The sequence below is a fragment of the Yersinia kristensenii genome, assembly GCF_900460525.1.
Classification (GTDB): Bacteria; Pseudomonadota; Gammaproteobacteria; order Enterobacterales; family Enterobacteriaceae; genus Yersinia; species Yersinia kristensenii.
On sequence record NZ_UHIY01000001.1, the window covers coordinates 626,417 to 652,829 of the forward strand.

Consider the following 26,413-nt stretch of genomic DNA (forward strand, 5'->3'; position numbering starts at 1 on the left):
TAATACTGACATAGCTAATTGTATTCACATAGCTATTCGCGCCACGGCATAATAGGCACCGCGCTTAGGGCGTTTTTCGGTGAACCGTCAACAATTCTATCTGAGTAAGTCAGGTAAATTAAGGCATTACGTTTCGGGTCATAGAAACGAACTACCTGTAGTTTTTTAAAGACCAATGAAGTTCGTTTTTGGAAAACCACTGCGCCATCAGATTTTCTGTTCTTAATTTTGTCACTTAACTCAATCGGCCCCACTTGCTGGCAAGAAATCGCCGCATCAGACGTATCTTCAGCTAACCCTAATCCCCCTTTGATACCGCCGGTTTTTGCCCGACTGATATAACAAGTTACATTTTTAACATCGGGATCATCAAAAGCCTCAACCACAATCTTATGGTCAGGCCCCAGTAATTTAAATACCGTGTCAACCGAGCCAATTTCCTCTGCATGAGCCGTTATTGCCTCCAAAGAAAGTATGCAACTAAAGAATATCCAACTTTTTTTCATACACTTACTCCAAACTACTGAATAACATTATCCAATGTTAAAAAAACTCGCTAATAATAAAACATTGGTTAAAAAGTCGTTTTATAAATCTTAGACGCTTTTTTAACACACAATGGCAGTAAATTCTTAAGCAGTCGGGAACATAAAAAGTTGCTACTATGCGCCAGAGCTATTCTTTTCATATGACTAATACCCTAAATTTAGGCCGCTTTACGAGGAAGATCTATGGATCAAGCCAGTATCATTCGTGATTTGCTTAGCTGGCTAGAAAGTCATTTAGACCAGCCTTTAGCATTGGACAATGTCGCCGCCAAAGCAGGTTATTCAAAATGGCATTTACAGCGAATGTTCAAAGATGTCACCGGGAATGCTATCGGTGCGTATATCCGTGCCAGAAGGCTATCTAAAGCCGCTGTCGCATTGCGATTAACCAGCCGCCCTATTCTTGATATTGCCCTGCAATATCGTTTTGACTCGCAACAAACTTTCACTCGTGCTTTTAAAAAACAGTTTGCGCAAACACCTGCGTTGTACCGTCGGGCTGAGGATTGGCATTCAGCCGGAATATGTCCGCCGATTCGACTCGGGACATATACGCTACCGCAACCTGAATTCATTACCTTACCTGAGCAGCATTTGGTCGGGCTGACACAGAGCTACTCTTGTACACTTGAGCAGATATCAACTCATCGTTCTGAATTGCGCACGCTTTTCTGGCAACAGTATCTTGGTGACGCAGACCATTTGCCGCCCGTGCTTTATGGCTTACATCACTCCCGGCCAAATCAGGAGAAAGATGATGAGCAAGAGATTTTCTACACGACCGCCATCGAACCACAACATGTACCGGGTAATGTGCAGGAGGGGCAACCGGTTATCTTACAAGGTGGCGAATATGTGCAGTTTAGCTATGACGGGCCGCTAGAAGGGTTGCAGAACTTCATCCTGACACTGTATGGCACCTGTTTACCGCAGCTAGAATTAACCCGTAGACGGGGATACGATATCGAGCGATTCTTCCCTCAAGGGAAGCCGAAAGATGGGCCTCCGGCCTCGCTGAAGTGTGAGTATCTCATTCCTATCAAGCGTTAACGCTGTAGCTCATCCAGTGCTGGCATATCCAAGTGGGCGGTATCGCCAGCACTTTCAATCACCCAACCCGAAGCCAGCCATGGGCTTTCCTGATAATCAACCCGTGATAGCGAACAGTTGCGCAAACGCAGCCGCCGTTCAGCATGAGCCGGCAACCCCAGCAAAGTGCTCAATAAGCACCCCAGAGCCATACCGTGGCTGACTAACAACGGTTTACTCCCCTCAGGTAGCTCTCGACAACTATTCAGTGCCGCATGCATTCGCCGCCCCAACTCGGCCATCGACTCACCTTCAGGAATTCGAGCACCTTCTGTGCCATTGACCATCTGCTTGCGCCACTGTTCTTCTTCCGGTGTTAAGCTCTCTATCGGGCGCGTTTCCAGCACGCCCATGTTCAGTTCACGCAGGCGCGGGTCTGTGACTATTTTTAGCCCACAAGCATCGGCGATAATTTTGGCCGTCTGCTGCGTACGACCCAGGTCGCTGGTAATAATATGGGTGATCCCTTGGCTGCGAACCCGTTGCGCCACCAGCTCTGCCTGACGAACTCCAGTGTCGGTCAGCGGACTGTCCGATTGGCCCTGAATGCGGCGCGCCGCGTTCCATATAGTTTCGCCGTGGCGCACGAGATATACCTGTAACATGTCATTTTTCCGTTATACTGCGTGAAATAAACACAAAACTATTACGTGGATTCTTAACTCATTATGTACCATGTTGTTGCCGCAACTACCAACCCTGCAAAGATTAAGGCTATCAGCTTCGCTTTCGATGACGTTTATGGCCCCGGTCTGTATCGCATTGAAGGTGTCAATGTCGATAGCGGTGTTCCCCTACAACCAATCGGCAGTTCTGAGACGCGCACCGGCGCCAGACAGCGCGTGCACAATGCACGTCAGATTCGCCCTGAGGCAGATTTTTGGGTCGGGGTTGAAGCCGGTATTGAAGATAATATGACCTTTGCCTGGATGGTAATTGAACACTTACAGTTGCGGGGAGAATCCCGCTCTGCCAGCTTGATGCTGCCCGATATTATATTGCAAGGGATTCGCCAAGGCCGTGAGCTGGGCGACGAAATGGCAGATTTAACCGGTATATCCAATGTAAAACACCAGGGCGGTGCCATCGGTATTTTTACCAACGGCAAATTGACCCGTACCAGTGTTTACCATCAGGCATTACTGTTAGCGCTGGTGCCCTTTCATAATGAGATTTACCAACGCTCAGTATTATAGGGCTAAGTTTAGGACGATTTGTTTGTCAATAATTGGGCTTCAAGCCAGCTCTTTAACTCTGGAGGAGCGGCTTTCAGGCTATTGGAGCCGCGCGTGATAGTCGCAATCCCTGCGCCCAACTGATTCTTTAGTTCCCGCTGACTTAATTCCCCGCGCATTAATTCCTCAATAATACGCACTCGAGTCCCTAGAGCCGTGCGTTCATCCGGTGTCAGCATCAATTGCAGTAGCGGTAAATGGAGGTTTTGCGCAATGGCGTCTTGTAGCAGCGCAACAAAAGTCAGCCAGTGCTGATTATCTTCAGTCGACAGATTCGGATCGGTCAATCGTAGTTTTGTCATGATAGGGAAAGCCGCCATACTATTTAACTAGTACAACAGCTTACCATAACCTCAGATATAGCCAAAGAACTTGGCGTTGCGGCAAGCGCCGCTAACACCGCAGCAGCGCCAAGGACGACTAGCCCCCTCAAAGTCATTGGCGTTGCGGCAAGGCAGCAAGCGAGCAAACCCCGATGAGCTTACTCCAGTAAGTGATTCGGGTGAGCAAGCGCTGCTAACACCGCAGCAGCGCCAAGGACGAAGAGGGATCAGTAACGCCGCTGCCACTCGGCATCACTCAGCACCTTAGCCGGGCGATTCATAAAGTGACGATAGAACGCATCGTAAGCCAAAACGTTTTTCACATAGCCGCGCGTTTCTGAGAACGGAATACTTTCGATAAATGCGACGGCATCTACCTGCCCGCTGCTATTCCCTAACCAGGTATTCACTCGCGATGGGCCGGCGTTATAGGCCGCACTGGATAAAATCCGATTGCGCCCGAATTGCTGATAGACCTCTTCCAGATAGCTGGTGCCAATCTCAATGTTCGTGACAGGGTCGAGCAACTGGCTGCTGTTCACATAACCGGGGATGTTATTCAGTTTGACCGTGTGCTCCGCAGTCCGCGGCATGACCTGCATAAGACCTGCCGCCCCGACGGGCGATTGCGCTTTCGGGTTCCAGGCACTTTCTTGACGGGCAATGGCCATGGCATAACTTGGGGTTATTCCCTTACCTTCCGTCGCCTGACGGAATTCTTTTGGCCAGGCCAGTGGGAAGCGCTCTTCCAGATGATCCCATAACTTGGCAACAATGGTCGCCTGAACACTCAAGTCGGCCCATTTCTGATCAAATGCATAGCGCGCCAGTGCTTCCTGCTCCGGTTTGCTGCGGCTGGCGACCAGATAGCTCCACTCATTGCGAGCCAAATTGTCCATATTCCAATACATTAACTCACGTACCCGAGCAATTTCAGGCCGCTGTGCCAGTGAAGCATCCGGCTTGGTGGCCACTTCAACATTAATCGGGTAGGGTACCCCCAGTTTTTGCGCGGCAACCATTGGATAGAAACCGCGCTCCTGCATCAGGCTGCGCAGAATGGCCTCGCCCTCGGCTTTCTTACCCTGCTCCAACAACAATGTGGCACGCCAGTAGCGCCACTCATCTTTATTTTGTGCCTCTGCCGGTAAGCGGGCTATCCAAGCGGCTAATCCTTGACGGTCGCCAGTACCCAGTGACATGCGGATGCGGCGCTCCAGCAGCGGGGTAGAATGGCTACGCAAAGTGACTTGATCTCGCCATTTGGCTTGCTCGTAATTCGCATCATTGCCCATCAGACGCCAAGCCACTGCTTCTTCCAGTTCCAGCTTCTCGCTGTCACTCATTTTTTGCAGCCGCGCCAGAGTTGGGATCATCGCGCGCGCATTTTCCACGTCCTGCCGCGCCAGCCGGGTAAAGGCAATGATAGTGGCTGAGCGGGTAAAGTCTGTCGGCCCAACGGTTCGAGCAAAGCTTTCGACACTGGCCGGGTCACTTTGCAGTTTCGCCAGTGCCGTGCCCATGGTCTGATAATCCGCTGGCAGTTGCTTGAGTAAGTAACTCACCAAACTGGCATTGCCTTCTTTCAGCGCCAGCTTCATACGCGCCAATGTTGACAATGGGGTTTGATGCCCGGCTTGTTGCCAGACACTGAATAATTTATCACAGCTACCCGGTAGCGTCTGGCCATTGAGCCAAATCTCGCTGGCACCATCCCAAGCGACTTGCTGCTCGCCAGTGGCCCATTTGGCATAGTAATAATTGCAACGGGCCGCCACCGGTTTGGGAGCTTGCGGGCTGAACGCCAATAACCCGCGCCAATCCTCACGACGCGCCAACTCGTTAACAAAACGGGATGATAGCGAACTTGCTGGCGGCAATGTGGGGTTCCGAGTCAGAAAATCGGTCACTTGCGTCGCACTCAATTGGCTTAAATCTTGCGTTAACTGGCGGTATTCCAGATACGGATACAGCGGATAATCACGCAATGTGGGCATCAGTTGCGCCACGGTATCCATCTGATTGCTGTCCCAAGCCAGTTTAACTTGCTGATAGCGTTGCCGTTGGGCATCAATAGAGTCGGCGAATGCCACTGCTGAAGTCGTCACCAGACACACGCCAATCGCCAGATATCGCCACTTGTCCATACTCACTGTTCCTCACTGGTTGTTGGCTACTGCATTCCACTTACCGCAACTTCTGATTAGCAGAGTCATAATTAGTTCCGGCAGCAGGACATACTAACTAAGAGTTTCACCTGATAGCCAGCGATTACACGCACGAATAGGCATCGAAAATTAATCTTTCTGGGTGATAGTTTAAACGACGGATGGCGTTCACGGGGCAAGAGAAGATAAGCAGCAGCAGAATTAACTGGGTAATACCTTAGTATTCACTAGGTTAGTCAACAATTACGACCCAATATTTCGACTTTATTATCTCAGATCAAGACGCTATTTTGATAAAAATCTACTATCCTTGCTTAATATAACTATGTTGCTGTAAATATATCATTCAAAATCATTTTTTTGTCTTTTAATAAAAATCAAATAATTAAGGAGCAGGATTTTTTATGGAAGAGTATTTGCTGCCCTGTACCGTCAAGCTCGACGGTAATGAGATGAAAAACAGATAGATTTCAGATTTTTAATTTTTAAGAAGGTTCTTTCAATGCAAAACTCATCAAACCCCAAACCCACTTCGCCGCCAGAAGGCCAGGCTTGGTATCAACTGACTGTGGAAGAATCTTTGCAGCAGCTAAATAGCCGCGAAGAAGGGTTAAGCCAACAAGAAGCAGAAGAACGCCTTAAACAATACGGCCCCAATGCACTCCCCGCCAAAAAAAGTAAGCATCCTCTACTGCAATTTCTCGCTCACTTTAATGATGTCCTGATTTATATTCTATTGGCTGCTGCGTTAGTCAAAGGTCTAATGGGCCACTCGGTCGATACCATTATTATTCTTTGTGTCGCCGTCATTAACGCATTGATTGGTTATGTTCAGGAAAATAAAGCCGAGAAGTCACTGAAAAGCATTCAAAATATGCTCTCCAGTAAAGCGGTAGTCATCCGTGATGGCAATGCAAAAACCATTGATGCACAGGATTTGGTACCGGGTGATATCGTCACATTGAAACCGGGGGATAAAATCCCGGCTGACTTACGGTTACTCGAAGCCCACAACCTCCAGATTGAAGAAGCTATCTTGACCGGTGAATCAACCGTGGTTGAGAAGCAAATTGGAGTGATTGAAAACGAATCAGTGATTGGCGACCGCAAAAACCTGTTGTTTTCGGGCACCACTATCAGTGCCGGTACAGCGAAAGGTGTCGTCATTGCCAGTGGCGGTGATACCGAACTGGGTCATATCAACCAAATGATGTCGACGGTTGAAGCCACCCGCACCCCACTGCTGCAACAAATGGACCGACTGGGCAAAGCAATTTTCATCCTGATTCTGGTGATGATGGCATTCTTGTTTGTCTTCGCCTTTATCCTGCGCGACTTGCCAGTGGATGAGTTGCTGCTGGCGCTGATAAGCCTGGCTGTGGCCTCGGTTCCTGAAGGGTTACCGGCCATTATTTCGATTATTCTGTCTTTGGGTGTGCAAGCAATGGCGCGCAACCGCGCGATTATTCGCAAGCTGCCAACGGTAGAAACCTTAGGTGCCATGACCGTCGTGTGTTCCGATAAAACCGGCACCCTGACGATGAACGAAATGACCGTCAAAGCAGTGATTCTGGCTGACAATTGCTATCGGGTCACTGGTGAAAGTTATGAGCCAGTGGGTAATATTTATCCGGAAGGCAGTGACCAGCAAGCCGTTCTTGCCGGGCCGTTAAAAACATTTATCACTGCGGTGAATTTATGTAATGACAGCCAGATTCAAAAAAATGACCAAGGCCATTGGATTATTGTGGGCGGCCCCACTGAAGGCGCACTGAAAGTCTTGGCGGCCAAATCAGGTATTGAGCTGGGCCAGGTGACTCAGCACGGTAAAATTCCTTTCGATTCTGCCTATAAATACATGGCCACCAGCCATCAGGTTGAGTCTGAAAGCTGTATCTTCCTGACCGGCGCACCCGATGTGCTGTTTACTTTCTGCCAGCAAGAACTGACGGATAAGGGCGTAATCCCTTTCCGCCGTGATTACTGGGATGCCGAGATGACGCGCTACACCAAGCAGGGCCTGCGCATGTTGGCGGCGGCTTATCGCCCAACTGAACAAACGGTCAGCGAGTTGGAACACAGTGATATCCAGCAAGGCATGGTGTTTGTCGGCATCGCCGGCATGATGGACCCACCTCGCCCTGAAGCTATCGACGCCATTGCCACCTGCCAACAGGCAGGGATTCGCGTGAAGATGATCACCGGCGACCATCAGGAAACCGCGATGGCGATTGGTGCTATGCTGGGCATCGGCAATGGAAAAGACTCCATTACCGGCGGCCAGCTGGAGCATATGGATGATAAAGAACTGGCGGAAGCCGCTGTTCGTTATGATATTTTTGCCCGTACCAGCCCTGAGCACAAACTGCGCCTGGTCAAAGCGTTACAAGAGAAAGGCGAAATTGTCGGAATGACCGGCGACGGCGTGAACGATGCACCGGCGCTGAAACAAGCCGATGTGGGCATCGCCATGGGCATCAAAGGCACCGAGGTAACAAAAGAAGCTGCCGATATGGTGCTATCGGATGATAACTTCGCCACTATTGCCCACGCAGTTGAAGAAGGCCGCCGGGTCTACGATAACCTGAAGAAAACCATTCTGTTTGTGTTGCCGACTAACCTGGCGCAAGGGCTGTTAATCATCTTCGCGATTCTGGTTGGTGCGGTTATTCCCCTGACGCCACTGCAAATCCTGTGGATAAACATGGCGACGTCCACCACGCTTTCATTCGGTTTGGCATTTGAACCGGCAGAAAGAGGCATTATGCGCCGCAACCCGCGTGACCCATCCAAACACGTGTTAGACGGTCATGCTATTTGGCGTATCGCATTCGTCGGTACCTTGATTGCGTGCAGTGCATTCGCCCTGGAAGCCTATATGGAACCACGCGGCTACAGCACTGAATTTATCCGCACCGTGTTGATGCAAACCTTGGTGACCGCGCAGTGGATTTACATGTTTAACTGCCGGGTGATGGACAGATTCCCGCTGAACAAAGAAGTGTTTGTTAACAAGGGGCTGTGGTTAGTTTCTGGTGTGCTGATTCTGTTGCAGTTAGCCATTATCTATCTGCCATTTATGAACACTGCTTTCGGTACCGAGCCATTACCGGCTTATTACTGGGGCATCACACTGCTGGTTTCTATCGCCATCTTCTTAATTGTAGAAGTCGAAAAATGGGTCATCGGGCGCTTCAAGCGCAACTCGAATCCTGTCTGATATCAATCAGTACTCCCTTCAAGCCCGGCGACTCAGCCGGGCTTTTTTTATGCTTCGCAAAGAGAATTTAAGATAAATCTCACATTGCCGATACCATGACTATTAATACGCCAATTAATTCTTATAATAGATTGGCGGCGATTAATTACACGATGCCGTGATTAACATGTGAGCCATGCCGCCAACGGGAAGCGCAAAAAATGAACACTGCACCTTGCGCAATTAACGGCATCAACCATGAAAAAGATCATTATCTGCCCAAGCTAGTGCCACCACGGCATATCTGGCGGCAGAGCTATGCCCTTACATTATTATTTCTCTTAATTTTATTCATATCAATGCCCTCAATGGCGGCAAATAACTTAAGTGGCGTAAATAACTTAAGCGAAGAACTTATTCATGAGCGTAGTGATGCTGCGACAAAGATGGTGCTGGGAATTATCAGTTATTCGCGCTGGCCAACCCCTCCGCCAGTGATTCGTTTGTGTGTCATTGCCCCAACAAACTATGCCGAAGAGCTTTTTAATCCGGCATTAATGCAAACCGCACATCCGATTAAAACACAGCGTTATTCACTGCCCGATGCTTCGCTGGCAAGCAACTGTGATGTGGCTTATCTGGGCAATATGGGGGAGCAACAGCGTCAGGAGCTGACGACCCAACTTTCGGGGTATCCGATTCTGACCATCAGCGAAAATTATGTTGAATGCACTCTGGGCAGTGCGTTTTGTCTGCTGCTGGAAGATAAACAAGCCTCTTTCAAAGTTAATATGGATGCATTAGCACGCACCGGGGTACGAGTTCACCCCAATGTGTTGCAACTTGCCCGTAAAAAGGCTGACGCATTATGAGTTCAATAAAAAATAAATCTGCTGGCCAGATAAAAAATAAAACTAATGCTCATAAACTCCCGACACTTGGCCGTGTTTTGGGCAGAGTACATTTAATTGTGGCATTGGTATCAGTAGCGACAGCCGGTATTTTTCTGACCTTAGCCGCCCTGTTTGCATTACGGGTTTATGCTGACCATAACCTGCACTTGATCGCCCGTTCAATCAGCTATACCACTGAAGCGGCTGTTGTTTTTGGTGATACTGATGCGGCGAGTGAAGCGCTGGCAATGATTGCCGCGAATGAAGAAGTGGCTGAGGCGAAAATCCTGGATGTGAATGGCCGAGTCGTCGCGCAATGGACACTGCCCAATGACGGCCCAATGCATCAGCTGGAGCAAAGTGTTGCCCGCTGGGCATTACCTGAACCCGTGGTTTTACCCATCGTTCACTCCGGTAACGAAATCGGCACAGTGGTCATTGTCGGCCACGGCGGCAGCCTGCTACGCTTTCTGCTGCAAGGATTAACCGGCCTGTTGGCGTGCTTGATCCTGAGCACGGCGGTGGCGTTATTTCTGTCTCGCCGTATGCTCCGTCGCATTACCGGCGCATTGAATCGGATTACTGAGGTTGCCCATAATGTCAGCCGCCACCGCAGTTTTGGCCAACGCGTTCCCTCTGCTCAAATCGCAGAATTGAATGAGTTGAGTCAGGATTTCAATGGGTTACTGGAAGAACTGGAAATTTGGCAAGAACACCTCACCAGGGAAAATGACTCTCTCGCCCATCGCGCTGCCCACGATAGCTTGACCGGGCTGGCAAACCGCGCCTTTTTTGAAGGCCGTTTGAACCGAATTATCAATGATTGCAAAACTAACCAACACGCTGCGGTTTTATTCCTCGATGGCGATCACTTTAAAGAAATCAATGATAACTATGGTCACGCTGCAGGCGATGTGGTGCTGACAAGCATTGCTGACCGCCTGCGCGCATTATTACGTGAAAGCGATTTAGTCGCTCGCTTGGGCGGCGATGAGTTCGCCATATTGTTGGCTCCCATTCATGACACTGATGATGTGCTCACCATTGCTAACAATATTATAAAAAGTATGACGCACCCCATAGTCCTGAGTGATGGGCAAGAAATAACCACCTCACTCAGTATTGGTGTTGCTATTTATCCTGACCATGCACAAACGCCGGATGAGTTATTACAACGGGCTGATGAAGCAATGTATCAGGCAAAGAAAGGTTTCCGGTTATATGAACAGAGCATCGTTTATCTGTCGGACTTTCTTTATTCAGAAAATAAGCATCCAGAAATTACTCACACAGAAAATTTAGGGTAGGTAACATGCTGAGTTTACAAAATAATCGTCAAAAAAATCCTCTTTGGTTTAGTTTTTTTGCACTTTGTTTGTTGGTATTAGTGGGCTGTCAGGCCAAGCCACACCAAGGGCTGACCCCAGAACAAATTGCGGCGTTACAAGAGCAAGGGTTTAAATTAACCGATAATGGCTGGGAGTTTGGGCTAGCCAATAAAGTGTTATTCGACAGTGACGTCAGGAAATTAAACGCATCGGGCGTGCAAACTGTCCAACACATTGGCCGCGCTTTACACAATGTCGGGATTAATCATATGCGGGTTGATGGGCATACCGATGCAATGGGTGAAGATGGCTATAACCAGAAACTCTCTTATGAGCGGGCTTCAGCGGTGGCAGACTCCTTGGCGGCGATCGGCATTCCACGGGCGAATATTGAAGTTCATGGCCGCGGAAAACTAGAGCCGGTAGCAGATAACCGCACATCCAAAGGCCGGGCAGAAAACCGCCGCGTAGCAATGATAGTCACCGCGCCTTAAACCGAGCTAACAGTAACCTCGCAGAGGTGAAGCCCATAGACGGGCCAAATAGCGAGCGCGGCTAACGAGAAAATCCCGAGGAGCTGACACTGGTCAGTGATTCGGGTGCGCGAGAGCAGCCAACACACCTGCGACTTGAAAGATGACGGGTATAGTAAAACGGGCTACACTCGCATTTTATAAAAACCAATATAGCGAGGCTCAAAACAACGTGGCTCAATACGTCTATTCTATGCATCGTGTCGGTAAAGTTGTTCCGCCGAAACGACATATTCTGAAAAACATCTCCCTGAGTTTCTTCCCTGGGGCAAAAATTGGTGTGCTGGGTCTTAACGGCTCCGGCAAATCCACCCTGCTGCGCATCATGGCTGGCATTGATACCGACATTGAAGGCGAAGCTCGCCCACAACCTGGCATCAAAATCGGTTACCTGCCACAGGAACCCAAACTGAATCTTGAACAAACGGTGCGTGAGTCGGTTGAAGAAGCCGTCGGCGAAGTTAAACGCGCGCTGACCCGCCTGGATGAAGTTTATGCACTCTATGCCGATCCTGATGCCGATTTCGATAAGTTAGCGAAAGAGCAAGGTGAACTGGAAGCAATTATTCAATCCCACGACGGTCATAATCTGGATAACCAGTTAGAACGTGCGGCTGATGCTCTGCGTCTGCCGCCTTGGGAGGCAAAAATTGCCAATCTGTCCGGTGGTGAGCGCCGCCGTGTCGCCATCTGCCGCCTGCTGCTGGAAAAACCAGACATGCTGCTGCTGGATGAACCCACCAACCACTTGGATGCTGAATCCGTGGCATGGCTGGAGCGCTTCCTGCATGATTATGAAGGCACTGTGGTCGCCATCACCCATGACCGTTACTTCCTCGATAACGTGGCGGGTTGGATTCTGGAACTCGACCGTGGTGAAGGTATTCCATGGGAAGGCAACTATTCCTCATGGCTGGAGCAAAAAGATGCCCGTCTGGCGTTGGAAGCCTCTTCTGAAGCCGCACGCCGTAAATCTATTGAGAAAGAGTTGGAATGGGTTCGCCAAAACCCTAAAGGCCGTCAGGCGAAAGGTAAAGCGCGTCTGGCTCGCTTTGAAGAACTTAACAGCGTTGAATACCAAAAACGTAACGAAACCAGCGAGTTGTTTATTCCGCCTGGCCCACGTTTAGGTGATAAAGTGTTGGAAGTTGAGCATCTGAGCAAGTCTTACGGCGACCGTGTGCTGATTGACGATTTGACCTTTGCGCTGCCAAAAGGCGCGATAGTCGGGATCATCGGGCCGAACGGTGCCGGTAAATCAACCCTGTTCCGCATGTTATCGGGCCAAGAGCAACCGGATTCCGGCACCATTTCACTGGGTGATACCGTGCAGTTGGCCTCGGTTGATCAGTTCCGTGACAACATGGATGGCAGTAAAACCGTGTGGGAAGAAGTTTCCGGCGGCCAAGACATCATGAAGATCGGCAACTTTGAAATTCCAAGCCGCGCCTATGTTGGCCGCTTTAACTTCAAAGGTATTGATCAGGGCAAACGGGTGGGCGAACTGTCCGGTGGTGAGCGCGGCCGTATCCATTTGGCCAAATTGCTCCAGGTGGGCGGCAACATGTTGCTGCTCGATGAACCGACCAACGACTTGGACATCGAAACCTTACGCGCACTGGAAAACGCCTTACTGGAATTCCCAGGTTGCGCCATGGTTATTTCCCATGACCGTTGGTTCCTTGACCGAATTGCCACTCACATCATCGATTATCAAGATGAAGGTAAAGTGGAATTCTTCGAAGGCAACTTTACTGAATACGAAGAGTGGAAAAAACGCACTCTGGGTGCCGAAGCTCTGGAACCACACCGTATCAAGTATAAGAAAATGACTAAGTAGTTAATAACAAAATAGTTAATAACCAGATAGCTTTTGAGTTTGATCTAGACTAAGGGCCTGCCATTGCAGGCCTTTTTCATAGAAAAGCGCCCAACATTCAAGATATTTCCAGCCCTTGCACATAATCCTCAAATACCGAGTGCCCAATAACTACATCTATAAAGCAACTGAGTGCCGGCGAGTTCAGCTTGCGACTCGGATACACCAAATACAGCTCATTTCCCTCAGCTTGCCACTGCGGCAAAACTTCAATCAACTGCCGGCTGGCAACCACTTCGCGGCTTAAAAATGCGGGCAATAGCGTAATTCCCCCGCCGCTCAGCGCACATTCACGGGCATATAACAGATTATCAGTCACATGCAGCGCAGGAACCTGCCAGCGATAAAACTCGTCTTCACGGCGTAAAATCAGCGCTTGCCAGGCGCGATGGGCAATGCAGCGGTGGGTATCGAGCTGGCGTGGATGCACTAAGGGCGGGTGTTGGGCCAGATAAGCCGGGGAAGCCAGCAGATAACGCGGCGCATATCCTAACCGCCGACCAATCAGTGACGAATCCTGCGGTTTGCCGGTGCGCAACGCCACATCAAAGCCCTCCTCGACCAAATCCACCATAGTATCCGACACTAAAACCTCCAGCAGCACATCGGGATATTGCCGCTGAAAATCCGTCGCCAACTGCGCCAACAACGTTGCTCCCAGCCCTGCGGGGGTCGAAATGCGCAAACGGCCACTGGGGTTATCCTTCAGCCGTTGCAGTGCCAAATCGGCGCGTTCGGCAGCTTGCAGCATCTCCTGGCAATGCACCAGATAGCGCTCACCGGCGAAAGTCAGATTCAGTTGTCGGGTAGTTCGGTTGAGTAAGCGGATCCCCAAACTCTGCTCTAACTGACTGATCCGCTGGCTAACGCTCGATTTAGGCAAACCCACCATTTCAGCGGCGCGGGTGAAGCTGCCGCATTCGGCGACTCGGGCAAACAGCGCCATATCCTGTAGTTGTTTAAACATAATTGAGTTGTTTAAACATAATTGAAGGGCTTAAACATGATTGTTTATCTCAGACGAACACTGCGTTAGTGATTGTCCATCTTATCAGCTTGCTTAGAAAGGTCTAGACTCAGTGAATAGGCTAAACAGGAGCAGGAATATCACCATGACAATTAAAGCTATCGCGGTAAACCCGCAACAACCCGCTGATTTTATTGAAATCACTTTGGATGCTCTCACCCCCGGCGCATTTGATTTGCTGGTTGAGGTCAAAGCCGCATCCATCAATCCGGTGGATACCAAGGTACATGGCGGCTTGAAAAAGAATGGTTTGCCACAGCCGCGCATTCTGGGCTGGGATGCCGCAGGTGTGGTAGTCAGTGTGGGGGAGAAAGTTAGCGGTTTCCGTGTCGGTGACGAAGTTTGGTATGCCGGTGATATCACCCGCCCCGGCAGCAACGCCACTCAGCAGTTGGTCGACGCCCGCATTGCCGCCCATAAGCCGCGCTCATTGAATTGGGCACAGGCCGCAGCCCTGCCACTCACCGCCATTACCGCGTGGGAAGCGCTGTTCGAACACCTGAAAATTCAACACGCTAGCGCGGATCAAAGCCTGCTAATCATCGGCGGTGCCGGTGGCGTGGGCTCTCTGGCAATCCCGTTGGCGGCCTTACGCAGCCCAGTCAAAGTGATTGCGACCGCCTCACGCCCAGAGTCAGCCGCCTGGTGTCTTGAACGCGGTGCCGACCTGACTGTGGATTACCGTGACCTGAAAGCGCAGTTAGCAAAAGAAGGTATCGATAAAGTTGATTATATTCTTTGTCTGAATGATACCGATGGGCACTGGCCCGCCATCAGTGAATTGATCGCCCCGCTGGGGCAAATCTGCACCATTGTGGAGAATGAAAAACCGCTGGATCAGAATCAATTGAAACTAAAAAGTGCCGCCCTGCATTGGGAGTTTATGTTTACCCGCAGCATGTTTTCGACGCCGGATATCGCCCAGCAAGGGGAAATTTTAAAACAGGTGAGCCAGTTAGTCGATGAGGACAAACTGCAAGGCACACTGAGTGAAACACTGCATGGCCTGACAGTTGAGAATCTGAAAGCTGCCCATGCGCAAGTTGCGGGCGGGCATATGCAGGGCAAGATTGTGATTGCTTACTAAGATTATCCTTCCCGCGCTTCGGCCAATACTGAAGGGCGGGCCAATCTTTGCAAATCGGCGGCCAATAGCTGTTGCACCAGTTCGACACAGCGCAGGAAGCGCGCATCATAGTCCGCCGATTCAACATGAACATATTCTATATTATTGCTGCGCAGCATCTGCTCGAGTAAGGTCTGGAAAGATTTGCGGTCACGGTCACTGCCCAAACTCCGCAAGCCATCCGCCACCCACGGCGTGTTGTTTTCCAGCAAAATCACCAGATCAAAGCGGTATTCATCAATCAGCGCCTGGACAAAGGGGTGCTCCCGCCCTTCATATTTCTTACAAAATGCCTGCGTGGTGACAAAGTCGGTATCGATAAATGCCACTTTATTGGCATATTTCACCGCAAAATCAACATATTGCGCCTGACCCAGTGCAATTTTGTCATAATCGGAATATTGCAGCGCCATCTCATCGCCGCCCAAATGAGAGAAAACATAGTCACGGCCATATTCCCACGCACTGGTGGTATTGAAGATATTGGCTAACTTATTGACCAGAGTGGATTTTCCACTGGATTCGCCGCCCAATATCGCCACGGTGCGCACGAAAAATGGCTTCACTTCAGTCGGGATATAATCCCAGTAGCGGAAAGGATCACGGCGGATCTGGCGGCCACTGATATTCATAAAGGAGCGCTGCGGATCAATCAGAATAGTTTCAATGCCAAACTGCTCATTATAATGCGGCGCATCCTGGCTTTCGCTGGAGTAGATGAAGTTCGGGACGATGCCTTTCTCATTCATGAACTTTTTGACGCCATGGCTCCAGACATCCCAGCCATGGGGATAAGGTTCAATGCCATGCTCATCAAATGAATGAATATGAATATTTTTCTGATATTTAAAAGTTTGTAATAACCAGCGCAAGCGGTCGCTGACTGTTGGCTGCTGCGACATAGAACTGTTCTCGAACAATTCGCGATCACGGGGCTCATCAAAGCAGAGAATGATATGCAGCTCATCAACCTGGCTACAAGCACGCTGAATGAGATAGATATGGCCAGTATGCAGGGGGTAAAATTTACCAAACACCACACCGACTTTTTTCTCACGGCGCGGAAACTCCAGCTCAAGGTAGCGGTGTAGGGCTTCTAGCTTTTGTGCACTGGGGCTTTTGATTTTGTCATTGAGTAGCTGGCTTAAATAACCTTTGGTCATGCCGCTGGCATCAGCCACCTGCTGTAAAGTACAGCCTTTTTGCTTAATTGCTGTTTTGAGATAGTCGAATTGCAGCATACCGCCTCCTTGTTTAGCGCACTAAACAAAAATAACACAGTATGCTGCGCGATGAACATGACTAAATGAGGCGCTATAAATCTTCCAACACCGCCAGCGCGTCCGCCAGTTTTTTCACCCCAAAAACCTGCATATTGGGCAGCGGTTTCTTTGGCATATTGGCATAAGGCACGATAGCGCGTTTAAACCCGTGCTTGGCGGCCTCGGAAATACGTTCCTGACCACTGGGCACCGGGCGAATTTCACCGGCCAGCCCGACCTCACCAAATACCACTAAGTCCTGCGGCAGGGGGCGGTCACGCAAACTGGAGACCAGCGACATCAGCAAGGCCAGATCGGCACTGGTTTCTGTCACTTTAACACCGCCGACCACATTGACGAACACGTCTTGGTCTGACATCTGCAAACCGCCATGGCGGTGTAACACGGCCAACAAGATTGCCAGCCGGTTTTGTTCCAACCCGACCGCCACCCGGCGCGGGTTCGACATCATCGAGTGATCCACCAGCGCCTGAATCTCTACCAATAATGGGCGCGTCCCTTCCCATACCACCATCACGGAACTGCCCGACGTCACTTCATCCCCCCGACTCAGGAAGATCGCCGACGGGTTACTGACCTCACGCAGACCTTGCTCGGTCATGGCGAATACACCCAATTCATTGACCGCACCAAAGCGGTTTTTGTGACTACGCAAAGTGCGAAAACGTGAGTCGCCGTCGCCATCGAGCATCACCGAGCAGTCAATGCAGTGCTCCAAAACTTTCGGCCCCGCCAGCGAACCGTCTTTGGTCACGTGGCCCACCATCACAATGGCGACACCGCGGGTTTTGGCAAAACGGGTAAGATAAGCGGCGGTTTCACGCACTTGCGCCACACTGCCCGGCGATGATTGGATATCCGCCATATGCATCACCTGGATGGAGTCGATCACCATCAGGCGGGGCTGTTCTTGTTCGGCAATCAGGCAAATCTGTTCAATGCTGGTTTCAGACAGCATATTCAGGCCAGCAGTGGGTAACCCCAGACGATGCGCGCGCATTGCCACCTGTTGCAGTGACTCTTCGCCCGTCACATACAGGGTTTTCATGTTTTCAGACAATTTACACATTGTTTGCAGCAACAGGGTACTTTTCCCCGCACCGGGGTTCCCGCCAATCAGAATGGCACTGCCGGGCACCACTCCGCCACCCAGCACCCGATCAAACTCAAGAAAACCGGTTGAGAAGCGCGGTAATTCGTCCAAACTGATATCAGATAATTTCTGAACCCGACTGACTCCCGCATCACCGGCATAGCCGCCAAAACGTTCATTGCGAGTCGAGGAGGTTGCCGCCGCCAGCCGAATCTCGGTAATAGTATTCCAGGCATTACAAGCGCTGCATTGCCCCTGCCAGCGCGGGTAATCAGCCCCACATTCATTACAGACGAATGCCCGTTTTGGTGCTTTAGCCACGTCTCACCTCAATTTAACAATAAACACCCCCAAAGACATCGGTACTACAGTTAGGCAGCAAGCGAACTTATCCCGATAAGCTTACTCTAGTAAGTGATTCGGGTAAGCAAGTGCCGCTAACAACGCTGTAGTGCCAAGGACGAAGGAGATTAGCGTTCTTCGTGTTTCAGACTGCCGGTCAGGATACACAGCACACTCAGCAAATCGCCGTGGCGGATAGCCACTTTTGCTTTGGCGTAAACCTTTGGTTTAGCATGAAAAGCCAGCCCCAGACCAGCAGCTTGCATCATTTTTAAGTCGTTGGCACCATCGCCAATCGCCACGGTTTGCGCCACCGGGATATTCAATTTTTCGGCCAGTTTAAGCAGAATATCAGCTTTGTATTGTGCGTCGACAATCGGCCCCAACACTTTTCCGGTCAGTTTGCCGTCTTTAATTTCAAGCTCATTGGCGGCGACTTCAACCAGCCGCAGTTTGTCGCGCAGGTATTCGGCATAATAGGTAAAACCGCCGGAAGCAATCGCCACATGCCAATCCAGCGCCTGAAGCTTGCGCACTAAGCTGGTCAGCCCCGGCATCAATGGCAATTCGTCACGTACCTGTTTGAGAATATTCGCATCCGCCCCTTTCAGGGCTGCTACCCGCTGGCGCAAACTGGCGGAGAAATCCAGCTCGCCTTGCATCGCGCGCTCAGTGACCGCCGCCACTTCTTCACCGACACCGGCTAGTTTGGCAATCTCATCAATACACTCAATTTGGATGGCAGTGGAATCCATGTCCATGACTAACAGGCCAGGGGTGCGCAAATGCGGGATCGCACCCAATGGGGCCACATCCAGCCCGCTTTCATCAGCCAGCGTTTTAATTCGCGGGGTCAAACTGCCCGCCAGGCGGATAACTTGATAATCTTCCACACACCAGGCAGAGACAATCACCATTGCCGCGCCCAGTTGGCGCTGGAAATCAGTAATGCGCTTTTTATCCAGTTTTCTGCCGTACAACAGCCAACCTGTATGACCAGCACGATAATCCAGCGGCATAACTTCGTCGCCACTGAGTGAAAGTGGCAGACCCGGCCATTGATAGATCTCTGCGGGAAGATCGCAATAGGTCAGACTATTAGACATGAATGGCTCCTGTAAAAACGGGGTAAAGGCAAGACAAAAGGACGCATCAAGCTATCCTATCGCCCTTGCTTCTGGCAACATAAAGTCATCAAATACGGCAAGGAACCTGCATGGCCAAGGCTAAATTAAAATTCCGATTGCACCGCACCGCCATTGTGTTGATTTGCCTGGCATTATTGGTTTTGCTTATGCAAGGTGCATCCTATTTCAGCCTCAGTCATCAACTCGCCCGCTCGGAGCAGGTTGAAGAACTGGCAAAAACGCTGGCAAAACAAGTCACTTTCAGTCTGTCACCCCTGATGGATACCAGCGATGATGATATTGATAGCCAGAAAGTTGATGCAATTCTGCAGCAATTGACTCAGTCAAGCCGCATATTGGATGCCAGTGTATATCAGATTGACGGTACGTTGGTTGCCAGCGCGGGAGAGAATGTCAAAGTTCGTGATAGGTTGGCTTTGGATGGGAAGCGCCCGGGCAGTTATTTCAATCACCAGATTGTGGAATTGATCCCCGGCAAAAGCGGGCCAACGGGGTTTCTGCGCATGACACTCGATACCCACGTACTCGCCACAGAATCCAAGCAAGTCGATAATACCACCAATTTACTGCGGCTGATGATACTGGTGGCGCTGGCTGTTGGCATTATTCTGGCTCGCACCTTGCTGCAAGGCCGCCGTAGCCGCTGGCAACAATCACCTTATCTGTTGACCGCCAATACGCCAGTCAAAGAGGATGAAAATGAAGAGGAAACGGCAGAGTCAGACAAGAAACCGGATGATAAGTAATAATGAGTGATTCGGGTAAACGAGAGCTGCCAACAAAGCTGCGGCAGCAAGGGCGCAGGGAATACCCAAAGCCATTGGTATTGCAGCAAGGCGGCAAATGAGTGAGGCCCGATGAGCTGACTCAGGTCAGTGATTCGGGTAAGCGAGAGCTGCCAACAAAGCTGCGGCAGCAAGGGCGCAGGGAATTAGGCCATGCGCCCAATGAGAGGGGCCAGTAAAAGCAGTTTTTCCTGCATCTGACCGGCTATAGCTTTAAACCCCACACTGATATTTGGGTGACGACTCACGGCTTGCCAGAATTGCCCCGCCAGTTGTTGTGCCCGCACCCAATGTTCACGGCTGACATCCGCCGATAACGTAATATCAGGCGCTGCTTTCCGCATATTTCCCGTGCCTGATGGAGCAAACGCCATTGGCAACATGTCATAAATAGGGGCGAGTGATAAAGGCCGGTTTTCGGGATGCAAGAATGATAGATTTCCATGATGCATATCGGTATTCGCAATCAATACCCCGAAAGCCCAAATCAAACGTACTTGTTCCAGTTCAGCCTGGCTCAGCAACCCTTTTGCAGCCAGTTCACGACATACTTTGGGCCAACTGGCAACTGGCATGCCGATAAATTCAGCGTTCACGGCTTCTAAAGACACCATACCAATACGGCCCCGCTGGCCTTGTCGGTCAAAGCGTTCAATTTCCAGGAAAGTTTGCTTATCCTCATGTTGCAAGACATGGCTGAAAGCTGCTGAATAACCCGCATCCTTTAATGTATTCAGCGCCAAAGACTCGGCAATGAGTAAATCCGCCCAGCGCCGTGCATTTGGGTTATCCTGCACAGCGGTAAATTTAACAATGACATATGATGGGGGCTTCCCCTTATATCCGGCATAACAGGTAAATTTCGGTTGCTCTCCACCTGCCGATGAACCCACCAGTTCACCAGCCAGCGCCATCAGGGATAATTGATTATAGCGTTGTGGCTTATCTGATGGGTGAATGGGAATAGCATTAGGCTTATCCAACCACTGCTGATAACTTCCCTGCCCTATAAGAATGTTGCCATTTACATCATCCGCCATACGGGATAAGGCAATCAGAATATGATCTTCATTCCATCCACGAATATCTTTATCAAGTTGTAATAACTCAGCAGCAGACTTCCCCCAAATCCGGCCAAGAAACCCCTGCGGCCGCATATCCGCCAAGTACCAAGGGAGGCTGTCGAATAGCTGCCATGTATCGTCATCCACTTGATGTACACAACACATTTCAGCCGGATATATAGGATATAAATTGGCAAAATGGTGGGCATTGCCGTCAAGATCAATTCTGTAGAGCGGAAATTCACCCACATCAGCAACCAAGCGAAGTAAAGCATAGCGGGTAGACTTTCCTTTCCCGATCTTTATTACCCGGTCTTTCAACCTATTTAATTGACGAGAAATCGTTGGTTGGCTGGTCGCCATTGCCTGTGCCAAGGAGCTTGCCGTCGTTGGACCTTGTCGTAATAACATTTCCAGAGAAAGCATTTGAATAGATCCGTGAATAGAATAGTGAATAGAATAATGAATAGATATATAGCGATAATAACCTGATATGTAAAGCTGATTTATAAAATACAAGCAGATTAGTGAATAGAAATATGGGGATAAAATAAAATTGAGAACAGAGCCGTAACACCGTGATACGGCTCTGTAAAATAGGGTTAATATTACTCTTGGTCGCCCAGCAAAACAGATTCCAATGCAATCTCAATCATGTCATTGAAAGTGGTCTGGCGCTCAGCGGCAGTGGTTTGCTCACCGGTGCGGATATGGTCAGACACGGTGCAGATAGTCAGAGCTTTCGCGCCAAATTCAGCCGCAACACCATAGATACCCGCCGCTTCCATTTCTACACCCAGAATGCCGTATTTCTCCATAACATCAAACATTTGTGGATCTGGTGTGTAGAACAAGTCAGCGGAGAAGATGTTACCCACGCGAACATTTACGCCTTTTGCTTTAGCGGCATCCACGGCATTGCGTGTCATTTCGAAATCTGCAATCGCTGCATAATCGTGGTCTTTAAAGCGCATACGATTCACTTTGGAATCAGTACAAGCGCCCATACCAATAACCACATCACGCAGTTTAACGTCAGCACGAACCGCACCGCATGAACCCACACGGATGATTTTCTTCACGCCGAAATCAGTGATCAGTTCTTTCGCGTAAATGGAGCAAGACGGGATACCCATGCCGTGGCCCATCACTGAGATTTTGCGCCCTTTATAGGTGCCGGTGAAACCCAACATGCCACGCACATTGTTCACTTCGCGCACATCTTTCAGGAAGGTTTCTGCGATAAACTTCGCACGCAGTGGATCCCCTGGCATCAGTACAACGTCAGCGAAATCACCCATTTCAGCATTAATATGTGGCGTTGCCATAATCACTTTCCTTAAAAATCAGAGAATTAAATTTGTATTACCAAACTGTCTTTAGGTCTGAGCTACTTTGCACAGTTCAGAGAAAATCAGCCATCACCAGCGTAGATGAGCACAGACCGTTTGGACACGGCCAGCGCTCAGCTTAGCTGAATGACTTACAGCATATTCTTCCCATAATCCATTGGGGACAGGTCGAAATACTTGGCGACCGTCTGCCCAATATCGGCAAAGGTCTCACGGTGCCCCAATGAACCCGGTTTCACTTTCGGGCCGTAAACCAAGACCGGAATATGCTCACGAGTATGATCGGTACCCGGCCAAGTTGGGTCACAACCATGGTCAGCGGTCAGGATCAAAATGTCATCTTCTTTTACCAGCGCCATCAGCTCTGGCAGGCGGCGGTCAAACAATTCCAGTGCGGCGGCATAACCCGCAACATCGCGACGGTGACCATAAGAAGAGTCGAAATCAACAAAGTTAGTGAAAACTATGGTGTTGTCACCGGCTTTTTTCATCTCTTCGATGGTGGCATCAAACAGAGCATCCAGGCCGGTCGCTTTCACTTTCTGCGTGATCCCGACGTGGGCGTAGATATCAGCAATTTTACCGATAGAAACCACTTCGCCGCTCTTTTCTTCTACCAGTTTTTTCAACACAGTTGGCGCTGGCGGTTCAACAGCCAGATCATGGCGGTTGCCAGTACGCTGGAAGTTACCGGGCTTATCACCAATGAATGGGCGCGCAATGACACGGCCAATATTGTAACCGCCTTCAGTCAGCTCTTCGCGGGCGATTTCACACAGTTCATACAAGCGATCCAAGCCAAAAGTCTCTTCGTGACAAGCAATCTGGAATACCGAGTCCGCAGAAGTATAGAAAATCGGTTTCCCGGTTTTCATATGCTCTTCGCCCAGTTGATCAAGAATCACGGTGCCAGAAGAGTGGCAGTTACCCAAATAACCCGGCAAATTGGCGCGTTTGACCAGTTTTTCCAGCAATTCCGCTGGGAAGCTATTCTCCACATCGCTGAAATAACCCCAATCGAACAAGACCGGCACACCGGCAATTTCCCAGTGGCCCGATGGGGTGTCTTTACCGGAAGATAGCTCACTGGCATACCCATAAGCGCCAATGATTTCTGCATTCTTATCCAGCCCGACCGGGAACTTACCGGTCGATTCTTCAGCGGCTTTACCTAGCCCTAAGCGGCTCAGGTTCGGCAGCTTCAATGGGCCGCTACGGCCAACATCAGCTTCACCGCGGGCGCAGGCCTCGGCGATATGGCCCAGTGTATCGGCTCCTTCGTCGCCAAATTTCTTAGCATCAGCGCTTGCGCCAATACCAAATGAGTCTAATACCATAATAAATGTACGTTTCATCATTTTCTCCTGCATAGGTTCACACGCTGTGCGACACCTTTAAAATAGAGTATTTACTCAGTGATGCGGCGATAAACCACCGGGGTTTCTTCTGGTGCTTTGTCGCCCAGGGTGATTGCTGTCCGCACCGCATCAGCCGCCTGCTGCCAGTCATCTTCATTGTTAGCATGAATCACCGCTAATGGTTGTTGACCATCAACACGGGCACCCAGACGGGCCATATCGGTAAGGCCCACACTGTAATCAATTGGGTCAGTTGCACGACGGCGACCACCACCGAGGGAAACCACAGCCATACCTAATGCTCGGGTATCCATGGCAGTGATGATTCCTGACCGTTCAGCAAATACTGGCTTGCTCAACAGAGCAGCGGGTAAGTAACTGTCATAGCGCTCGACAAAATCGCTCGGGCCTTTTTGCGCGGCGACCATGCGCCCAAAGATTTCCGCCGCTTTGCCGTTATCCAATACGGTTTGCAGCTTAGCACGGGCATCGGCATCATCTTGCGCCAATCCACCGGACAGCAGCATCTCGACACACAGCGCCATGGTCACTTCCAGCAGACGCGGATTACGATATTCGCCAGTCAGGAAGCGCACCGCTTCGCGCACTTCGACCGCATTACCGGCACTGGAAGCCAATACTTGATTCATATCGGTCAGCAGCGCGGTAGTTTTGCACCCCGCCCCATTGGCGACACCGACAATGGCCTTGGCCAAGTCCTCAGATAACTGATAAGTCGGCATAAATGCACCCGACCCCACTTTGACATCCATCACCAGCGCATCCAGCCCTTCAGCCAGCTTTTTAGCCAGGATAGAGGCGGTAATGAGCGGAATGGAATCCACCGTGGCGGTGATATCGCGAGTCGCATAAAAACGTTTATCCGCCGGTGCCAGCGAGCTGGTTTGGCCGATGATGGCGACGCCAACATCCTGAATGATTTTGCGGAATGCACTGTCATCGGGGAAAATATCAAAACCGGGGATAGCTTCCAGTTTATCCAAAGTCCCGCCAGTGTGGCCCAAACCACGGCCCGAAATCATGGGTACATAGCCGCCGCAAGCCGCCACCATTGGGCCGAGCATCAAGGAAGTCACATCACCCACGCCGCCGGTGGAGTGTTTGTCCACAATCGGGCCATTAAGGTTTAGGCTCTTCCAGTTCAACACTGTGCCTGAATCGCGCATTGCCATAGTGAGCGCCACACGTTCTGGCATACTCATATCATGGAAATAAATGGTCATCGCCAGAGCAGCAATTTGGCCTTCAGAAACAACATTGTCGCGGATCCCATTGACGAAGAAACGAATTTCTTCTTCGCTCAGTGCCTGGCCGTCGCGTTTTTTACGGATAATTTCTTGTGCGAGAAACAAGGTATCCCCCTGCTTATGAAATAAAAGCAGCACAGCGGACAAAATAGCCCGCGGTGCATCTGCTCAGTTCAATGACTGAGATAATGATTAGTAGCCAGTGGTTTTGCTGTTGCTCTGATGACCCAAGGTCGTCAACAAGCTGCCTAACAGACTGGACGCGCCAAAACGGAAGTGGCGAGCATCAGCCCAACCTTCCCCCATCAATTGATCTGCCAACTGTAGGAATTGTGCCGCGTCTTGCGCAGTGCGCACCCCACCCGCCGGTTTGAAGCCCACGGTTTTCGCCACACCCAAGTCACGGATGGTGCGCATCATGATGCTGGCACTTTCCAGCGTGGCATTAACCGGCACTTTACCGGTGGAGGTTTTGATGAAATCTGCACCAGCTTTGATAGCAATCTCAGAAGCCTGTCGAATCAAATGCTCTTGCTTTAACTCCCCAGTTTCAATGATAACTTTCAGCAGCACATTAGCCGCGGCACAGGCGTCTTTGCACTGTTTCACTAGTTCGAAGCCGACTTTATCGTTACCCGCCATTAAGGCGCGATAAGGGAAAACCACATCCACTTCATCAGCGCCATAGGCAATCGCCGCCTGGGTTTCAGCTAACGCGATAGCAATATCATCATTGCCGTGAGGGAAATTGGTCACCGTAGCAATGCGGATTTCAGGTGTTCCCTGCTCGCGTAATGTTTTACGCGCAATAGGAATAAAGCGAGGATAAATACAGATTGCCGCAGTATTACCGGCCGGGCTTTTAGCCTGATGACACAGAGCAATCACCTTATCATCGGTATCGTCGTCATTCAGGGTGGTTAAATCCATTAAAATCAGCGCGCGTTTGGCATAATCATTGAGATTCGCGCAGGCGGTTAAATCGGTCATAAAACTCTCCAACACTATTTCAGCCCCGGCACTTTGCCAAGACTGAGCATTTATTTATGAGCCACATGGTTCCAGCTCAATACGTTGGCGAGCGGACTTGGTTCCTTGAAGATAGCCCCATGGGAAAACCCTTAGGTAGCAATTGAGATCCATCTCACCGCACTAACTTGTCGCTCTATTTGAACACGTTATCAGCACATGAGATGTGTTCGGATTCACATTAATCAAGAGTAACTTGTAACGAACTGAGATTATATGTGATTAAAATCACAAAATAACCTGATTTATAGCTTACTGACATTAATATGCCCACTTGCATCAAGAATAGCTTATGGGCAGGAATACGCCTGATTATGAGCCATCTCATCAAGATGGCTCATGG

Annotated in this window: 22 protein-coding genes; 9 read left to right on the forward strand and 13 right to left on the reverse strand. The window is 50.1% G+C overall.

The window, feature by feature from the left end; all coding sequences use genetic code 11:
- Positions 1–32: 32 nt before the first annotated feature.
- Entirely contained in the window at positions 33–506 is a 474-nt protein-coding gene (gene creA, locus DX162_RS02910) for a protein CreA (protein ID WP_004389405.1), read from the reverse strand.
- 225 nt (positions 507–731) lie between these two features.
- On the opposite strand from creA, the gene robA reads away from it, so the two are divergent.
- A complete protein-coding gene (gene robA / locus DX162_RS02915) occupies positions 732–1,598 on the forward strand; it encodes an MDR efflux pump AcrAB transcriptional activator RobA (RefSeq protein ID WP_032819353.1) in 867 nt (288 codons plus the stop codon).
- Here robA and gpmB read toward each other — a convergent pair.
- Positions 1,595–2,242: a 2,3-diphosphoglycerate-dependent phosphoglycerate mutase GpmB gene (gpmB, locus tag DX162_RS02920; protein WP_032819351.1), complete on the reverse strand. Its 648-nt coding sequence runs from the start codon at positions 2,240–2,242 to the stop codon at positions 1,595–1,597. The two genes, robA and gpmB, sit on opposite strands and share 4 nt — an antisense overlap.
- Before the next feature lie 63 nt (positions 2,243–2,305).
- Between gpmB and yjjX the strand changes: the two genes are divergently transcribed.
- On the forward strand, positions 2,306–2,833 hold the full coding sequence (yjjX, locus tag DX162_RS02925; protein WP_004389403.1) for an inosine/xanthosine triphosphatase: 528 nt from the start codon (positions 2,306–2,308) through the stop codon (positions 2,831–2,833).
- An 8-nt stretch (positions 2,834–2,841) separates the two neighbouring features.
- On the opposite strand, the gene trpR is transcribed toward yjjX, so the two are convergent.
- Together trpR and sltY are read right to left on the reverse strand one after the other, a co-directional pair.
- Entirely contained in the window at positions 2,842–3,174 is a 333-nt protein-coding gene (gene trpR, locus DX162_RS02930) for a trp operon repressor (RefSeq protein WP_032819368.1), read from the reverse strand.
- Positions 3,175–3,422: 248 nt separating this feature from the next.
- Positions 3,423–5,342 (reverse strand): murein transglycosylase, encoded by a 1,920-nt coding sequence (gene sltY, locus DX162_RS02940; RefSeq protein WP_004389400.1) that lies wholly within the window; start codon positions 5,340–5,342, stop codon positions 3,423–3,425.
- Positions 5,343–5,865: 523 nt separating this feature from the next.
- Here sltY and DX162_RS02945 point away from each other — a divergent pair.
- From DX162_RS02945 to ettA, 5 genes are all read left to right on the forward strand, one after another.
- Entirely contained in the window at positions 5,866–8,583 is a 2,718-nt protein-coding gene (locus tag DX162_RS02945) for a cation-transporting P-type ATPase (protein WP_004389399.1), read from the forward strand.
- 200 nt (positions 8,584–8,783) lie between these two features.
- Complete coding sequence (gene yfiR, locus DX162_RS02950) at positions 8,784–9,434, forward strand: regulatory sequestration protein YfiR (protein ID WP_004389398.1); 651 nt, start codon at positions 8,784–8,786, stop codon at positions 9,432–9,434.
- Positions 9,431–10,762 (forward strand): diguanylate cyclase DgcN/YfiN, encoded by a 1,332-nt coding sequence (gene dgcN, locus DX162_RS02955; protein WP_032819349.1) that lies wholly within the window; start codon positions 9,431–9,433, stop codon positions 10,760–10,762. The genes yfiR and dgcN overlap by 4 nt, the downstream gene beginning before the upstream one ends.
- A gap of 5 nt (positions 10,763–10,767) precedes the next feature.
- On the forward strand, positions 10,768–11,277 hold the full coding sequence (gene yfiB / locus DX162_RS02960) for an outer membrane lipoprotein YfiB (protein WP_004389396.1): 510 nt from the start codon (positions 10,768–10,770) through the stop codon (positions 11,275–11,277).
- 211 nt (positions 11,278–11,488) lie between these two features.
- Positions 11,489–13,156: an energy-dependent translational throttle protein EttA gene (ettA, locus tag DX162_RS02965; protein WP_032819367.1), complete on the forward strand. Its 1,668-nt coding sequence runs from the start codon at positions 11,489–11,491 to the stop codon at positions 13,154–13,156.
- Between the two features lie 97 nt (positions 13,157–13,253).
- On the opposite strand, the gene DX162_RS02970 is transcribed toward ettA, so the two are convergent.
- Entirely contained in the window at positions 13,254–14,162 is a 909-nt protein-coding gene (locus DX162_RS02970; RefSeq protein WP_004389394.1) for a LysR family transcriptional regulator, read from the reverse strand.
- Between the two features lie 145 nt (positions 14,163–14,307).
- On the opposite strand from DX162_RS02970, the gene DX162_RS02975 reads away from it, so the two are divergent.
- Positions 14,308–15,309, forward strand: coding sequence for a zinc-binding alcohol dehydrogenase family protein (locus tag DX162_RS02975; RefSeq protein WP_004389393.1), 1,002 nt, complete (start codon positions 14,308–14,310; stop codon positions 15,307–15,309).
- A 2-nt stretch (positions 15,310–15,311) separates the two neighbouring features.
- Here the strand turns inward: DX162_RS02975 and nadR are convergent, their stop codons facing one another.
- The 3 genes from nadR to serB all read right to left on the reverse strand — a co-directional run bounded on the left by nadR (position 15,312) and on the right by serB (position 19,172).
- On the reverse strand, positions 15,312–16,589 hold the full coding sequence (nadR, locus tag DX162_RS02980) for a multifunctional transcriptional regulator/nicotinamide-nucleotide adenylyltransferase/ribosylnicotinamide kinase NadR (protein ID WP_004389392.1): 1,278 nt from the start codon (positions 16,587–16,589) through the stop codon (positions 15,312–15,314).
- A gap of 73 nt (positions 16,590–16,662) precedes the next feature.
- The gene (radA, locus tag DX162_RS02985; RefSeq protein ID WP_004389391.1) at positions 16,663–18,045 is read right to left on the reverse strand and encodes a DNA repair protein RadA; all 1,383 of its coding nucleotides are present in this window, start codon (positions 18,043–18,045) and stop codon (positions 16,663–16,665) included.
- Positions 18,046–18,194: 149 nt separating this feature from the next.
- Complete coding sequence (gene serB / locus DX162_RS02990; RefSeq protein WP_004389390.1) at positions 18,195–19,172, reverse strand: phosphoserine phosphatase; 978 nt, start codon at positions 19,170–19,172, stop codon at positions 18,195–18,197.
- A 110-nt stretch (positions 19,173–19,282) separates the two neighbouring features.
- Between serB and DX162_RS02995 the strand changes: the two genes are divergently transcribed.
- Positions 19,283–19,960 (forward strand): YtjB family periplasmic protein, encoded by a 678-nt coding sequence (locus tag DX162_RS02995; RefSeq protein WP_004389389.1) that lies wholly within the window; start codon positions 19,283–19,285, stop codon positions 19,958–19,960.
- Between the two features lie 185 nt (positions 19,961–20,145).
- On the opposite strand, the gene yjjJ is transcribed toward DX162_RS02995, so the two are convergent.
- The 5 genes from yjjJ to deoC form a co-directional block, all read right to left on the reverse strand.
- Positions 20,146–21,489 carry a type II toxin-antitoxin system HipA family toxin YjjJ gene (yjjJ, locus tag DX162_RS03000; protein WP_032819347.1) on the reverse strand — a complete coding sequence of 448 codons (1,344 nt, stop codon included), beginning with the start codon at positions 21,487–21,489 and terminating at the stop codon, positions 20,146–20,148.
- 182 nt (positions 21,490–21,671) lie between these two features.
- A complete protein-coding gene (gene deoD / locus DX162_RS03005) occupies positions 21,672–22,391 on the reverse strand; it encodes a purine-nucleoside phosphorylase (protein ID WP_032819346.1) in 720 nt (239 codons plus the stop codon).
- A 155-nt stretch (positions 22,392–22,546) separates the two neighbouring features.
- Complete coding sequence (gene deoB / locus DX162_RS03010; protein WP_032819345.1) at positions 22,547–23,770, reverse strand: phosphopentomutase; 1,224 nt, start codon at positions 23,768–23,770, stop codon at positions 22,547–22,549.
- A 53-nt stretch (positions 23,771–23,823) separates the two neighbouring features.
- The gene (gene deoA / locus DX162_RS03015; protein WP_032819342.1) at positions 23,824–25,146 is read right to left on the reverse strand and encodes a thymidine phosphorylase; all 1,323 of its coding nucleotides are present in this window, start codon (positions 25,144–25,146) and stop codon (positions 23,824–23,826) included.
- Between the two features lie 87 nt (positions 25,147–25,233).
- On the reverse strand, positions 25,234–26,031 hold the full coding sequence (gene deoC, locus DX162_RS03020; RefSeq protein ID WP_004389384.1) for a deoxyribose-phosphate aldolase: 798 nt from the start codon (positions 26,029–26,031) through the stop codon (positions 25,234–25,236).
- Positions 26,032–26,413: the final 382 nt, after the last annotated feature.